We start from the raw sequence: 14,583 nt of genomic DNA on the forward strand, positions 1-14,583 counted from the left end.
CGCACCAGTCCCCTCAGCCCGCTCTCCACATTCAAGAAGAAAGATCGAGGGCGTAGAAATGCCGACACAGACCATCGCCTCACCCACCCGAGAAGCGCCGTCCTCGACGTCGCGGGCAGTGGAGTTCCTCCGCCGCCGCAAGTTCATGATCTTCGTGATCATCGGACTCACGGCCGGGCTGGTGCTCTGGGCGACCGGCCAGACCACCGCTCTCGCCGTCACCGCGTACCTGGTGCTCGGCATCGTGATCGTCGTGACGGCGATCGACATGGTGCGGGATCTGATGCGCGGGCACTGGGGGCTCGACATCCTCGCGGTCATCGCCATGATCGCGACCCTCGCGGTGCAGGAGTATGTCGCGGGGCTCATCATCGCGTTGATGCTCACCGGTGGCGAAGCATTGGAGGACCTGGCCGCGCGCCGCGCCAGCCGTGAGCTCGACCAGCTGATGAGCCGAGCTCCAGCGTTCGCGCAGCGAATCCACCCCAGCACAGGCGAGGTGGAAAGCATCACGATCGACGAAGTGCAGGTCGGTGACGAGCTGCTGGTGCGATCCTCGGAGATCCTCCCCGCTGACGGCGAGTTGTTGTCGGAGCACGCGACGATCGATGAATCCTCGGTGACCGGTGAGCCGATCCCGGTGAGCTATGGCGCCGGCGACCACGTCCTCTCGGGCACGGTGAACGGCACCGCGAGCTTCACGATGCGTGCGCAGAAGATGGCGGCCGATTCGAACTATGCGTCGATCGTGCGACTGGTGGAACGAGCCGTGGAATCCCACGCACCGATGGTGCGGCTCGCCGACCGGTACGCCGTGCCCTTCACGGTGGTGGCGCTGCTCATCGCTGGTTTCGCCTGGTTCCTCAGCGGGGACCCGGTGCGATTCGCCGAGGTGCTCGTGGTGGCCACGCCCTGCCCGCTGCTCATCGCCGCCCCGGTCGCCTTCATGGGGGGCATGAGCTCCGCCGCACGGCTGAACGTCATCATCAAAGACGGTGGCGTCCTGGAGATGCTCGCCCGGGTGCGTTCCGCCGCGTTCGATAAAACAGGCACCCTGACGCAGGGCAAGGCCGACGTGGTGGATATCCACCCGGCCTCCCGCAGCAGCAGCGAGACGCTTCAGCTGGCAGCTGCCGCGGAGCAGTACTCCGTCCATGTCTTCGCCGATCCGATCGTGGCAGCCGCGAGAGCGCAGCAGCTCGAGCTGCCGGACGTGACGAATGCTGACGAGGTCGCGACGAACGGGGTGCTCGCCCACCTGGCCGGGGGCGCCGTGGTGCGGGTCGGGAAGCCCGCCTTCATCGAGGAGGCGACCGTGTCGATCGACCGGCCCGAGCTCCGCGCCGGGGAGACGGCTGTGTATGTGTCGGTCGGTGACGAACTGGCCGGCACCATCATCTTGTCGGACCCGATCCGTCCGCACGCGGCAGGCACCATCTCCCGCCTTCGGGGAGCCGGCGTGGCGGAGATCGTGATGGTGACCGGGGACGTCGTGCCGACCGCCGAGTCCGTCGCGCAGACGGTGGGCATCCAGACCGTCCACGCCGAGACCACACCCCAGACCAAGGTCGAGATCGTGCAGGCCATCCGGCCGCGGCCGGTGCTCATGGTCGGTGACGGCATCAATGACGCCCCGGTGCTGGCAGCTGCGGACATAGGCATCGCCATGGCAGGCCGGGGGGCCACCGTCGCGAGCGAATCGGCCGCAGCGGTCATCACCTCGAACGACATCGCACGCGTGGCAGACGTCGCCTATGTGTCGCGGCGCACCGTGCACATCGCGCTGCAGTCGATCTGGATGGGCATCATCATCTCGGTGGGCCTGATGCTCGTCGCCGCCTTCGGCTACCTGCCCGCAGTGGCGGGTGCGCTCCTGCAGGAGGTGGTCGATCTCGTCGCCATCGTGTCGGCTCTGCGAGCGCTCCGAGCACACAAGGGGGCGGAGCGAGACCGTGCACCTCGCCACGAGCCGGCCCAGGCTGATGCCGCTGCTGCGTGAGCCCGAGAGGATGAACGGGACGCCGAACCTGGTGTGGGTCACCGGCTTTCCCCCGCGAGCGGGTGATGCCCCTCAGTCGTCCGCACCGGAGCGGCATTCGGCGGCGGCGGGTTCGTCCGGGGCGTGTTCGCCCAGCTGACTCCCGGCACTACCGGAAACTAGCGACCTCGAGTGGAAACCACGCCATGGCGCAGGTCGATCCCCGCCTGGTGGAGCGCCGAGGTGATCGCCGACCAGCTCCTCGCCGCGCTGACGCCCGTCGGTGCTGCGGCAGACGACCCCGCCTATGCCTCCCGCTTCGCCGCCCTGCTCGAGGCGAGTCGCGAGTCGGGGAAGGTCCCGCTCGCCGCCTACGACATCGACTACATGATAGATCTGCACCACCAGGGTGCCTACAGCGCGATCGGCGATGAGTGGGTCTCCGGCTCGATCCTCCACCTGACCAGCCCCAACGCCGATCCGGATCTGGTCGAGCGCTCGAAGCGGCTGGGCGTCATCGTCTACGACGCGGTCGACTCCACGGGCTGGGGCCTGCTCGGGAAGTACGCCGGCGGCTCCGCCGAGACGATCAGCCGCAACGGGCTGGCCGTGGAGTACGACATCGACACCCTGCTGTTCGAGATGCGCGGCATGTCCGACCACTCCAACGAGGGCTCGGTCCTCGGGGCCCGCAGCAGCGGATACCTGATCAGGCAGACCGTGATCACCCTCGAAACGGCGACCCGGGCGCTGGCCGACGGATCGATCGATGCGGCGGACACCTCCCTCTGGGATACCCTCCCCACCCAGGAGTGGAGCCCCGGCGAGTGACGAGCTGACGAGCCGCAGCAGGCAGTGGCTCTCAGCTCAGATACACCTCGGCGAGCAGCTCGGCGGACCGCAGTCGCTGCTCCACCCGTGGTCCCTGGTGGGCGATGATCAGTTCGTTGGCGCCGGTCTGCTCGGCGAACTCCGCGACCTTGTCCCGCACCACGTCCGGCGTGCCGACGGCGCTGTAGGTCGCCATCTGGTGCAGGTGCTGGGCCTGGGGAGCGGCGAGCAGCTCGTCGGCCTGCTCGTCGGTGTACTCGGTGCCCGGGCGCAGCAGCAGCGCCACCCGGCTGCGCATCATCTCGTGCTGCTGGCGCTCGGCATCGGCCCGATCATCGGCGGCGATCACGTTGAAGCCGGCGATGACGTGGGGCTTCTCGAGCTGCTCGGAGGGCTGGAACTCGCGGCGGTAGAGCGCGATCGCCTCATGGAGGGCGCCGGGGGAGAAGTGCGAGGCGAAGGCATAGGGCAGGCCGAGCGCGGCGGCGAGGCCCGCGCCGAACAGCGAGGAGCCGAGGATGAACAGCGGGACGTCGGTGCCCTTGCCCGGGTAGGCGTCCACGCCCGGGATCCGCGACCGGCCTTGCAGGTAGCCCTGCAGCTCCATGACGTCTTCGGGGAAGGAGTCGGCGGAGGCGCCGCTGCGGCGCAGCGCACGCATCGTGTTCTGATCGGTGCCCGGCGCACGGCCGAGGCCCAGATCGATCCGGCCCGGGTGGAGCGTCTCGAGGGTGCCGTACTGCTCGGCGATCACGAGCGGGGAGTGGTTGGGAAGCATGACGCCGCCCGCTCCGAGCCGGATCGTGCTGGTGTGCGCGGCGACGTGGGCGATCAGCACCGAGGTCGCGGAGGAGGCGATCGACGCCATGTTGTGGTGCTCGGCGTACCAGACGCGCCCGTACCCGGTCTCCTCCGCCTTTCGGGCCAGGGCGACCGTGCCCTCGAGCGCGTCCGCCGGGGTCTGGTCGCGCGCGGCGGTCGCGAGGTCGAGGATCGAGAGCGGGACGGGCATGGGGGCACCTTTCGTCGAGTGAGGGTGCCGTGCCGGCTGGCCCGGCACCCACGGGATCAACGCCTCACGTGCCGTTCCTCTTCCCGTGCTCCCGGGAGCAGCGGGGGGCTCCCGCCGCGGACCTCCCCTGAGACCCCATGTCACGAGAAGGTCACGGGCCCCTCCTGGTCTTCGCCCCCGGGCCCGGGAGCCACAGGATGGCCGCATCCCGCTGCAGGCGCACGGGACATGACCACTCTCCCCGAGTCCCAGGAGCTGCCATGTCCTACGTCCAGCCCGCCGACCTGGTGGACCGGCTCACCGCCGCCGGCGCCGCGAAGGCCTCCTACTCCACCGGCGCCACGATCCTCCGGGCGATCATGGGCGGCGCGATCCTGGCGCTGGCCGCCGCGTTCGCCGTCACCGTCTCCACCCAGACCGGCCAGCCGCTGCTCGGCGCGATGCTGTTCCCCGTCGGCTTCATCATGCTGTACCTGATGGGCTTCGACCTGCTCACCGGAGTGTTCACCCTGGTGCCCCTCGCTTGGCTCGCCCGCCGAGACGGCGTCACCCTCCCCGCGATGCTGCGCAACTGGGGCCTGGTGTTCTTGGGCAACCTGATCGGCGCCGTCGCCGTCGCGGTGCTCATGGCCATCTACTTCACCTACGGCTTCGCCACCGAGCCCAGCGCCGTGGGCGATGCGATCTCCGAGATCGGCCACGGCCGCACCGTCGGCTACGCCGAGTACGGCGCCGCCGGGATGCTCACCCTGTTCGTGCGCGGCGTGCTGTGCAACTGGATGGTCTCCACCGGCGTGGTCGGCGCGTTCATGTCCGACAGCATGCTCGGGAAGATCGCCTGCATGTGGATGCCGGTGATGCTCTTCTTCTACATGGGCTTCGAGCACTCCATCGTGAACATGTTCCTGTTCCCCTCGGGCCTCCTGCTCGGCGCGGACTTCACCCTGTTGGACTACCTGGTCTGGAACGAGATCCCCACCGTGGTCGGGAACCTCGTGGGCGGGCTGACCTTCGTCGCCCTTCCGCTCTTCCTCGCCCACCGCCGCCACGCCGCCGCTCCGGCCGACGTGCCTGCGGACACGGAGCCCGCCGCCACCTCCGCCGCGCCCGGCGCGACCGTGACCTCCGACGCGACCTCGGGTGCGTCCGCAGACCAGACCGAGCTCCGGGCGTCGTCGCCCGCCGCACCGGCCGCCGGCTCCACCGCCGACCCGTCGGCCGACGGACCCACCGAGACCGCCGACCTGGTGGGGGCGACCCGATGAGCGCCCGCATCGTCGTGATCGGCGCCGGCATGGCGGCGCACCGCCTGGTCGACTCCCTGGTGACCCGCGCGGAGGACCGTCTGGAGATCACCGTCCTCGGCGACGAGGCCCGCCGCCCTTACGACCGGGTGGGCCTGACCCGCTTCTTCGACGGCGAGACCGCCGAGGATCTCACCCTCCCCGCCACGATCTTCGCCGACCCCCGCGTCACCCTCCACGAGGACGACCCGGCCACCGCGATCGACACCGGCGCCCGCACCGTCACCACCGCCTCCGGCACCGTCCACGCCTACGACCACCTGGTCCTCGCGACCGGCTCGGTCGCCGCCCGGCCCCCCGTCGAGGGCGCGGAGCTGCCCGGCAGCTTCGTCTACCGCGCCCTGGCGGACGTCGAGGACCTGCGCCGCCACGTCCAGGAGCGGGCCGCGGCCCTGGACCGCCCCGTGCGCGGAGTCGTCGTCGGCGGTGGACTGCTCGGCCTCGAGGCCGCCGGCGCCCTGCGGGGCATGGACGCCGAGGCGACCGTGCTCCAGTCCAGCGACCGGCTCATGTCCGCGCAGCTGGACCTGCCCGCCGGGGCGGTGCTGCGCCGCCTCATCGAGGCCCGCGGCATCGCCGTGCGCACCGAGGCCCGTACCACCGCGCTCCGCCCCGGTCCCGACGGAGCGGTCGAGTCCGTCCTCCTCCGGGACGGCGACGAGGTGCCCGCCGACCTCGTCGTCCTCACCGTCGGCGTGCGCCCCCGCGACGAGCTCGCCCGCGCGGCGGGCCTTTCCTGCGAGGAGCGCGGCGGGGTGCGGATCGACGCGGCCTGCACCACCTCCGACCCCCGCATCCACGCGATCGGCGAGGTCGCCGCCTTCGACGGGCAGTGCGTGGGCCTGGTCGCCCCCGGATACGCCATGGCCGAGGTGGTCTGCGACCGGATCCTCGGCGGCGACGCGACCTTCGACGGCTACGACCTCTCCACCAAGCTCAAGCTCTCCGGCGTCGACGTCGCCAGCTTCGGTGACGCCTTCGCCACCACCCCAGGTGCCCTCGACGTCGTCTACACCGACCCCGTCAGCGGCGTCCACAAGAAGCTCGTCCTCTCCGACGACGCGAAGACCCTGCTCGGCGGGATGCTGGTGGGCGACGCCTCCGCCTACGGCTCCCTGCGCCCCCTCGTGGGCGGAGCGCTCGGCGCCGACCCGGCCGTGCACCTCCTGCCCGCCGGCGCCGGCTCCGCCCCCACCCCCGAGCTGCCGGATGAGGCGATCGTCTGCTCCTGCTCCTCCGTGAGCGCCGGGACGATCCGCCACGCCGTGCGCGAGCAGGGCTGCACCGATGCCGCCGAGGTCACCGCCTGCACCAAGGCCGGCGCCACCTGCGGCTCCTGCACCGTCATGGTGAAATCCCTGGTCACAGGCGAGCTCGCGAAGCTCGGCAAGGCCGTCTCCACGGGACTGTGCGAGCACTTCGACCTCTCTCGACGCCAGCTCTTCGACGCCGTGCACGTCTCGGGCCTCGACACCTTCAGCGCCGTCATCGAGCGGTTCGGCCGCGGCCGCGGCTGCGACGTGTGCAAGCCCGTCCTCGCCAGCATCCTCGCCGTCCTCGTCCCCGAGGGCCACGTGCTCGAGGGCGAGAACGCGACGCTGCAGGACACCAACGACCACGTCATGGCGAACCTGCAGAAGGACGGCACCTACTCCGTCGTCCCCCGCATGCCCGGCGGGGAGGTCACCCCCGAGGGCCTGATCACGGTGGGGGAGGTGGCCCGCGACTTCGGGCTGTACACCAAGATCACCGGCGGGCAGCGCGTGGACATGTTCGGCGCCCGCCTCGAGCAGCTGCCCCTGATCTGGCAGCGCCTGGTCGACGCAGGCTTCGAGTCCGGCCACGCCTACGGCAAGTCGTTGCGCACCGTGAAGTCCTGCGTCGGCTCCGCCTGGTGCCGCTACGGCGTGATGGACTCCACCGGCATGGCCGTCACCCTCGAGCTGCGCTACCGCGGACTGCGTGCCCCGCACAAGTTCAAGCTCGGCGTCTCCGGCTGCGCCCGCGAGTGCGCCGAGGCGCGCGGGAAGGACGCGGGCATCATCGCCACCGCCCAGGGCTGGAACCTGTACGTCGGCGGGAACGGCGGCGCGACCCCGCGCCACGCCGAGCTGCTCGCCGAGGGCCTGGACGACGACACCCTGATCCGCACCCTGGACCGCTACTTCATGTACTACATCCGCACCGCGGACAAGCTGCAGCGCACCGCCCCCTGGCTCGAGGCCCTCGACGGCGGGATCGACGGGCTGCGCGCGGTGATCCTCGAGGACTCCCTGGGCCTCGCGGCCGACCTCGACGCCGCGATGGCCCGCCACGTCGCCGGCTACCGCGACGAATGGGCAGAGACCCTCGCCGACCCGGCGAAGCTCGCGCGCTTCCGCTCCTTCGTCAACGCCCCCGCCACCCCCGACCCCGGCCTCGCGCACGTCCCCGAGCGCGGCCAGATCCGACCCGCCCGGCCCGAGGAGCGCGGCAGCGACTCCGTCCTTATCGCCGGCACGACCCTGGAGGTACGACGATGACCACGACCCTCACCACCCCCACCCTCGCCCCCCAGCTCGCCGCGAACTGGGAGCGCCTGTGCCCGCTGGCGGACCTCGAGGTCGAGCGGGGCCGCGCCGCGCTCCTCGGCGACGAGCAGGTCGCCCTGTTCCTGCTGCCCGGCGGGGACGTCCGCGCCGTCGACAACCACGACCCCTACTCGGGCGCGAACGTCATCTCCCGCGGCATCGTCGGATCCCGCGGCGGCCGCCCCACCGTCGCTTCCCCGATGTACAAGCAGGTGTTCGACCTGCGCTCGGGCACCTGCGTCGACACCCGCGGCAAGGAGGTCCGGCGCCTGCGCGTCTGGCCCGTGCGCACGCTCGAGGGGGACCTGTACGTGCTGCGCGGGGGCGCGAGATGACCGGCGTGCAGGGGGGCGGGACGCCCGGCGCGCGAGGCCAGGGGACGGCCGGGCGCGTCGCCCTCGTCGGCGGCGGGCCCGGACCGCTGGACCTGCTCACCGTGCGCGCCCTGCGGCTCCTGCGCGCGGCCGACGTGGTGATCGCCGACCGGCTCGGCCCCGCCGCCGAGATCCGGGCCGAGCTGCGGCCCGGCGCGCTCGTGATCGACGTGGGCAAGACGCCCGGCCACCACCCCGTCCCCCAGGACCGCATCGGCACGCTGCTCGTCGAGCACGCCCGCGCCGGCCGCGCCGTCGTGCGGCTCAAGGGCGGGGACCCCTTCGTGCTCGGCCGCGGCGGGGAGGAGGTGTTCGCCTGTCGGGCCGCCGGGATCGAGGTCGAGGTGGTCCCCGGGATCAGCAGCGCGCTCGCAGTTCCCCAGGCGGCGGACGTCCCCGTCACCCATCGCGGCGTCGCCGCCGGTGTGCACGTGGTCAGCGGGCACGACGCCGCCGGTCCGCACGGCCCCTCCGTCGCGACCCTCGCCGCGCTCGCCGACGACACCCTCACCACCGTCGTGCTCATGGGCGTGGGGGCCCTGCCCGCCCTCGTCGGCGCCGCCCTCGCCCACGGCGTTCCGGGGGAGAGGCCTGTCGCGATCGTCGAGAACGGGCACACCCCGCGCCAGCGCACCACCCGCACCACCCTCGAGCGCGCCGTGCGCGCGGCCGAGGAGGCGCAGGTGCGCAGCCCTGCCGTGATCGTGATCGGCGAGGTCGCCCGGCCCGGGCTGCTCGGCGCGGAGCCCCCGGCGCTCGAGGAGGAGCCGGCGGTGCTCGGCGCGGGCGTCCTCGCGGGCGCCCCGGTCGGACTCTCGGCCGTGCCCCTTGCCCCGCCGGTCGCGCCTCGTGCTCCGTCGGTCGCGTCTCTCGCCCCGACGGTCGGTTCCGCCGATGCCTCGGCCCTGGTCACGGGGCTGTCGGCCACGGGGCCAGGGGCGTGAGCGCCCCCGCGCGCCTCTCGTCCGCGCTCGAGGGGCGGCGCCTCGTCCTGGCCCTGGACCGCAGGGCCGACGAGCTCGCCGCCGCGCTCCGGCGACACGGCGCCGCGATCCAGCACGCCCCCGCGATGAGCATGATCCCGCACGTCGACGACCCGCTGCTGCTGGAGCGCACCGCCGAGCTCGTCGCCCGCCCGCCGCAGCTGCTGGTCGCGACCACCGGGGTGGGGATGCGCGGCTGGTTCGAGGCGGCCGACGCCGCCGGCATCGCCCCCGCTCTGCGCGCCGCGCTCGCCGGCACCCGCGTCCTCGCCCGCGGCCCGAAGGCCCGCGGCGCCGCCCAGAACGTCGGCCTCGCCGTCGACTGGGTCGCGGCCGACGGCACCTCCGCCGAGATCATCGAGCACCTCGCCGGCCGTGACCTGCACGGGATCCGCGCCGCCGTCCAGCACCACGGCTCCGGGGCCGACGGCCTCGACGAGGCGCTCGAGCGAGCCGGCGCGGAGGTGACGGCCCTGACCGTCTACCGGTGGGGGCCGCCGCGCGACCCCGCGGCCGTGCACCGCTCCGTGCTCGACGCCGCCGCCGGCGAGGTGGACGCGGTGCTGTTCACCGCCGCGCCCGGCACCGAGAACTGGCTGGTCGCCGCCGAACGGGCCGGCGCCCTGCCCGGCATCGCCGGTCATGCCCGCGCCGGACGGCTGCTGATGGCGGCCGTCGGCCCCCTCACCGCGGGTCCGCTCGAGGCGCGCGGCATCCCCGCGCTGCTGCCCGCGCGCAGCCGGATGGGCGCGCTCGTGCGCGCCGTGGTCCAGCACTTCGATCCCACCCCCGCCGACGCCCACCAGCCCGCCGCCCCTCGGAGCCGCCGGCCCGCCCCTCACCAGGAGGACGCCCCATGACCACCCTGGTCGCCTGCTCCCACGGCACCCGCTCCTCGGCCGGCCGCACCGTCATCGCCCGGATCCGTGCCGCGCTCGCCGTCGCCGTGCCGGACGCCGCGGTGCGGGAGGCCTACGTCGACGTCGAGCAGCCCGAGGTCGCGGAGGTCGTCGCCGAGGCCGCGTCGCGCGGACCCGTGGTGGTGCTGCCGCTGCTGCTCTCGACCGGCTTCCACACCTCCGTCGACATCGCCGCCGCGGTCGCCCCGCATCCCGGCGCCGTGGCCGCCGAGCCCCTCGGCCCCGACGGGCACCTGGTGCGGGCCTTGCGCGACCGACTGGCGGCCGTGAGCGGCGGCGATGCCGGGCACCGACCAGGCGATCACGTGGTGCTCGCCGCCGCCGGCTCCACCGACCCGGCGGCCGCTCGCGCCGTGGAGCGGATGCGGGACCTGCTCTCCGCGCGCCTGCCCGCTCCCGTCACGACCGGTTACGGCGCCGGCTGCGCGCCCGGTCTCCCGGAGGCCGTGGCCGCGGCCCGCGCGGCCGGGGCGCGCCGCGTGATCGCCGCGAGCTACGTCCTCGCTCCCGGGCACTTCGCGGGTCTCGTCCACCGGGCCGGCGCGGACCTCGTCTCCGCCCCGCTCGGCGACCACCCGGAGGTGATCGCCGTGGCCGCCCAGCGCTATCGGGAGGCTCGCGCCGCCCTCGCGCTGGCGGTGGGCTGAGGCCGCGGTCCGTGAGCGCCCACGAACGCGGCGCGCGAGGGCGCCTGCCGGTCTGGAAGACTCCTCTCCCGAGCGCCGCCCATCGAGGGGCGGCCCGGAGAACGCGAGGTCGACGATGTCCATGCAGCACCGCACCCCTGCCCGCCTCGGCCGCCCGCTGTCCGTGATCGGCCAGGGCTGCTGGCAGATCGGCGCGGACTGGGGCGAGGTCGGCGACGACGCCGCCCAGGAGGTGCTCGGCGCCGCCCTCGAGGCCGGGGTGACCTTCTTCGACACGGCCGACGTCTACGGCGACGGCCGCAGCGAACGGCTCGTCGGCGCGATGCGCGCCCGCGTCGCCGCCGACGCCACCGCCGCCGAGGGCCTCCCGTTCCTCGCCACCAAGGCGTCCCGACGCGCGGAACCCTTCGCGCCGGAGTCCTTCACCGAGGAGGCGCTGCGGGGCTGGGTGGAGCGGTCGCGGCAGAACCTCGCCATGGACACCCTGGACCTGGTGCAGCTGCACTGCCCGCCGCCGGCGATCTACCGCGACGACCGGGTGTTCGAGGTGCTCGACGCGCTGGTCGAGGAGGGGCGGATCGCCGCGTGGGGCGTCAGCGTCGAGACCTGCGAAGAGGCGCTGATCAGCCTCGAGCGCGAGCACCTCGCCTCGCTCCAGATCATCCTCAACCCCTTCCGCCTCAAGCCCCTGGACGAGGTGCTGCCCCTCGCGCGGGCCAAGGGCGTGGCGGTCATCGCCCGGGTCCCGCTGGCCTCCGGGCTGCTCACGGGCAAGTTCTCCGCGACGAGCGAGTTCCCCGAGAACGATCATCGCCGCTTCAACCGACACGGGGAAGCGTTCGACCAGGGCGAGACCTTCTCCGGCGTCGACTACGCGACGGGCCTGGAGGCCGTCGCCCGGCTCGAGCAAGCGCTCGACGGGGAGATGGCGCTGCCCGAGGCGAGCCTGCGCTGGATCCTCGCGCAGGCCGGGGTCACCACCGTCATCCCCGGCGCGAGCAGCGGCGAGCAGGCCCGGGCGAACGCCGCCGCGGGCTCCGCGCCCTCGACCGCGGAGCAGGACGTCCTGGCCCGGTTCGACGCGGCGGTGCACGAGACGTACGACGCCTTGCTGCGGGACAGCATCCATCCGCGATGGTGACCCCGCCGACCCCGAGCACCACGCCCCCGCCGACGACGGCGGGCGGACCCCGGAGCTAGAGCACCTTCGCCGCTGCGACGACGAGCTGGACAGCCCCGGTTCCTCGCACCTGGCCGACGGCGCGGTGACCTGCGGCGGCCCTCAGGCCTTCGCGTCGGCCGCGTCGTCGGCGGTCACGTCGTGCTCGGCATCGCGAAGCAGGTGCTCGCCGCCGACAGGGCTGGAGATCCAGTCCTCGACGCGCCAGCCCGCCGCCGGGTCCCCCACCAGGGTGACCAGGCCCGTGTTGTACAGCGGCCGCTCGGACAGCGAGGCGGCGCCGAGCCCGCCGGCGACCGAGGCGAACACGCGGATCGCGGCGCCGTGGCTGACCACGACGACGGTCGCGTCCTCGGCGTGCTGATCCGCGATGTGCCGCAGCGCCCGGGTCCAGCGGTCCCAGAACTCTCGTCCGGTCTCGCCGCCGGGCAGCCCGCCCTCGAGCTCGCCCGCGCTCCAGCGGTGGTGGTTGTCCTGATAGGCGTCGACGGCCTCCGCGTCCTGCCGGCCCTGGTGGATTCCGGCGCGGATCTCCTCGATCCCCTCGGTCAGGCGCGGGCTGAGCCCGCGCGAGGCGGCGAGCGGGGCCGCGGTCTCGTGGGTGCGCAGCAGGCGGGAGACGTGGATGGCGGCGATGTCCTCGTGCGCGAGCGCGGCGGGGACCGCACGGGCCTGGGTGTGGCCGAGCGTGGTCAGCCCCGGCCCGGGATAGGCGGCGTCGAGGATTCCCTCGACGTTGGAGGGCGTCTGGCCGTGGCGGAGAAGGAGGAGGCGCATGCTCAGCACCGTACGAGATCCGTCGTGAGCGTGCACGGGCGCGGTCTCGGCGGCGTTGTAGGTTCTCGCCCAACTTGGCCAGTTCTCACTTACTTGGCCAGTGCGTGTCAGATTTCTCGCCGACCTGTCAGACGGGCACGATGGAGGTGTGGGCGGACGCGAGGTGTTCCTCCGGTACTGCACCGTCGCCGGCGACGAGGTCGCGACGACGTGGGAGCAAGCACGTGCCGATCTGATCGTCGAGGGACTACCCGTGCGAGTGCCGCCGACCTACCGGGGCCAACGCAGCTACCCAGGATTGTTCTGGGCCGCGACCAATGATCGAACTCTGGTCTACGAGAGCTTGCTCGAGCTGGATCGACTGTGGTTGGCGGACTTCGATCCGGCAGTGACCAGAATCTGTACCCAGCCGTTCCAAGTCACCGGCCTCGACGGTACGGACGCACGTTTGCACGTGCCCGATGTGCTGCTGATCGATGACGACGGCACGGCGACCGTCGTCGACGTGAAGCCCGCTGCGCTCGTCGAGAAGCCACGGGTTCGTGCCCAGTTCGAATGGACGCGTCGGCTCTGTCGCGACAAGGGCTGGCGTTACGAGGTCTTCACCGGCAGCGACCCCATCCTGCTGCGCAACATCAAGCTCCTTGCCCTCGGCCGCCGGCCCGGACGACTGCCCGACGAGTACCTACCAGAAGTACGGGCAAGATTGGACGAGCCCGAAACCACGTTGGGCAATATCCTTGCCCGCAGGCCCGTGACTGGAGATGAAAGTCTGTGGCACGCGGCAGTCTTCGCGCTCGCCTGGTCTGGTGAGGTCACGATCGACCTCCACCATCCCGTGAACGCCGAGACGATCCTCCAACGCACCACCGAGGTGATGGCGTGAGCGCGGAGTGGGCTTGCCCGCAAGTCGTTGACGGTTGATCAAGCTGCTTCGGCCTGATCGGTGTGTTCTTCGGTCTCGGCCTGGTCGTGGTCGATGGCGTTCTCGAACGCGACCGGGCTGGTGTAGTCGAGGCTGGAGTGCAGCCGGCGACGGTTGTAGACGATCTCGATCCAGCGAGCGACCTCGCGGCGGGCTTCGGCCCGGGTCGGCCAGGAGCGACGGTCGTAGAACTCGGTCTTCAGCGTGGCCCAGAACGATTCGGCCATCGCGTTGTCCCAGCACACCCCGGTCCGGCCCATGGACTGCAGGACCTCCAGCTCTTCGCAGGTCTCAAACAGCATCTGCGAGGTGTACTGGACTCCGCGGTCGGCGTGGAACACGAGGCCCTCGGGCACGGTGCCGCGCAGGGTGTGGGCCATGCGTAGCGCCCGATCCACGAGGCTGGCGTCCTGGCACTCGTCCATCGCCCACCCCAGCACGCGCCGGGAGTGGCCGTCACGGACGGCGGCCAGGTAGAGCCATCCCTCACCGGTGCGCAGGTAGGTGATGTCGCTGGTCCAGATCGCATCGAGGCGTCCCTGGTCCCAGCGTCGCTGGGCGTGATCGGCGAAGCCTCGGGCGGCGGGATCCTGGATCGTGGTCACTGGGGTGAACCGGCGCGGGCTGATGCCTTCAAGGCCCTGCCGACGCATCGAGGCGGCGACCGTCTTGCGGTCGAGGACCACGCCCTGATCAGCGAGCTTGCGAGCGATCCGCGGGCCCCGTAGACCTCGTCGGAAGCACGGAAGGCCTCGCGCACGGCCTGGTCGATCTCTGCCCGGCGCCGCGCTCGTGGGCCCGGGCCCGTCTGTCGCTGCTTGCGCCAGGCGTAGTAGCCCTGACGCGTCACTCTGAGCAACCTGGCCATGCGGGTGACCTCATAGTTCGCCTTCTGCGCGTCCATCAGCTCGAACCGTTCCGTCCGGGTGGCTTCGACGCGAAGAAGGCTGCTGCTTGAATCGCCCCGGGTTTGTTAGAGGCTCGCAAGTGCCGTGTCGGCGGTCGCCGGCACGGTCTGGTGGTGATGGTAGATGTCCTCCAGCTCGACGGGTGGGATCATGCCGATCTCCCCGTGGAGACGT

11 protein-coding genes and 2 pseudogenes are annotated in these 14,583 nt (G+C 72.4%); 10 read left to right on the top strand and 3 right to left on the bottom strand.

From position 1 onward, the window contains the following. Positions 1–58: 58 nt before the first annotated feature. Both DS079_RS07400 and DS079_RS07405 read left to right on the top strand, forming a co-directional pair. A complete protein-coding gene (locus DS079_RS07400; protein ID WP_126986193.1) occupies positions 59–1,999 on the top strand; it encodes a heavy metal translocating P-type ATPase in 1,941 nt (646 codons plus the stop codon). A 342-nt stretch (positions 2,000–2,341) separates the two neighbouring features. Further along, a pseudogene (locus DS079_RS07405) lies at positions 2,342–2,809 on the top strand (M14 family metallopeptidase); the annotation flags it as partial. Between the two features lie 31 nt (positions 2,810–2,840). Here the strand turns inward: DS079_RS07405 and DS079_RS07410 are convergent. Further along, positions 2,841–3,821, bottom strand: a complete 981-nt coding sequence (locus DS079_RS07410; protein WP_126986195.1) for an LLM class flavin-dependent oxidoreductase — start codon at positions 3,819–3,821, stop codon at positions 2,841–2,843. Positions 3,822–4,081: 260 nt separating this feature from the next. Between DS079_RS07410 and DS079_RS07415 the strand changes: the two genes are divergently transcribed. The 7 genes from DS079_RS07415 to DS079_RS07445 all read left to right on the top strand — a co-directional run bounded on the left by DS079_RS07415 (position 4,082) and on the right by DS079_RS07445 (position 11,760). Then, complete coding sequence (locus DS079_RS07415) at positions 4,082–5,086, top strand: formate/nitrite transporter family protein (protein WP_126986197.1); 1,005 nt, start codon at positions 4,082–4,084, stop codon at positions 5,084–5,086. Further along, positions 5,083–7,647 carry a nitrite reductase large subunit NirB gene (gene nirB / locus DS079_RS07420; RefSeq protein WP_126986199.1) on the top strand — a complete coding sequence of 855 codons (2,565 nt, stop codon included), beginning with the start codon at positions 5,083–5,085 and terminating at the stop codon, positions 7,645–7,647. Before DS079_RS07415 ends, nirB begins: the two co-directional genes overlap by 4 nt. Next, on the top strand, positions 7,644–8,030 hold the full coding sequence (gene nirD / locus DS079_RS07425) for a nitrite reductase small subunit NirD (RefSeq protein WP_010551912.1): 387 nt from the start codon (positions 7,644–7,646) through the stop codon (positions 8,028–8,030). The genes nirB and nirD overlap by 4 nt, the downstream gene beginning before the upstream one ends. Then, positions 8,027–9,013 (top strand): uroporphyrinogen-III C-methyltransferase, encoded by a 987-nt coding sequence (gene cobA, locus DS079_RS07430; RefSeq protein WP_126986201.1) that lies wholly within the window; start codon positions 8,027–8,029, stop codon positions 9,011–9,013. Before nirD ends, cobA begins: the two co-directional genes overlap by 4 nt. Further along, on the top strand, positions 9,010–9,912 hold the full coding sequence (locus DS079_RS07435) for a uroporphyrinogen-III synthase (RefSeq protein WP_126986203.1): 903 nt from the start codon (positions 9,010–9,012) through the stop codon (positions 9,910–9,912). Before cobA ends, DS079_RS07435 begins: the two co-directional genes overlap by 4 nt. After that, positions 9,909–10,619 (top strand): sirohydrochlorin chelatase, encoded by a 711-nt coding sequence (locus tag DS079_RS07440; protein WP_126986205.1) that lies wholly within the window; start codon positions 9,909–9,911, stop codon positions 10,617–10,619. Before DS079_RS07435 ends, DS079_RS07440 begins: the two co-directional genes overlap by 4 nt. A 121-nt stretch (positions 10,620–10,740) precedes the next feature. Beyond that, entirely contained in the window at positions 10,741–11,760 is a 1,020-nt protein-coding gene (locus DS079_RS07445; protein WP_164736152.1) for an aldo/keto reductase, read from the top strand. 141 nt (positions 11,761–11,901) lie between these two features. On the opposite strand, the gene DS079_RS07450 is transcribed toward DS079_RS07445, so the two are convergent. After that, complete coding sequence (locus tag DS079_RS07450) at positions 11,902–12,576, bottom strand: histidine phosphatase family protein (RefSeq protein ID WP_126986209.1); 675 nt, start codon at positions 12,574–12,576, stop codon at positions 11,902–11,904. Positions 12,577–12,724: 148 nt separating this feature from the next. Between DS079_RS07450 and DS079_RS07455 the strand changes: the two genes are divergently transcribed. Further along, the gene (locus tag DS079_RS07455; protein ID WP_164736141.1) at positions 12,725–13,462 is read left to right on the top strand and encodes a TnsA-like heteromeric transposase endonuclease subunit; all 738 of its coding nucleotides are present in this window, start codon (positions 12,725–12,727) and stop codon (positions 13,460–13,462) included. 38 nt (positions 13,463–13,500) lie between these two features. Here DS079_RS07455 and DS079_RS07460 read toward each other — a convergent pair. Further along, a pseudogene (locus DS079_RS07460) lies at positions 13,501–14,456 on the bottom strand (IS3 family transposase); the annotation flags it as partial. Positions 14,457–14,583: the final 127 nt, after the last annotated feature.

The organism is Brachybacterium paraconglomeratum (assembly GCF_003994255.1).
Taxonomy (GTDB): domain Bacteria; phylum Actinomycetota; class Actinomycetes; order Actinomycetales; family Dermabacteraceae; genus Brachybacterium; species Brachybacterium conglomeratum.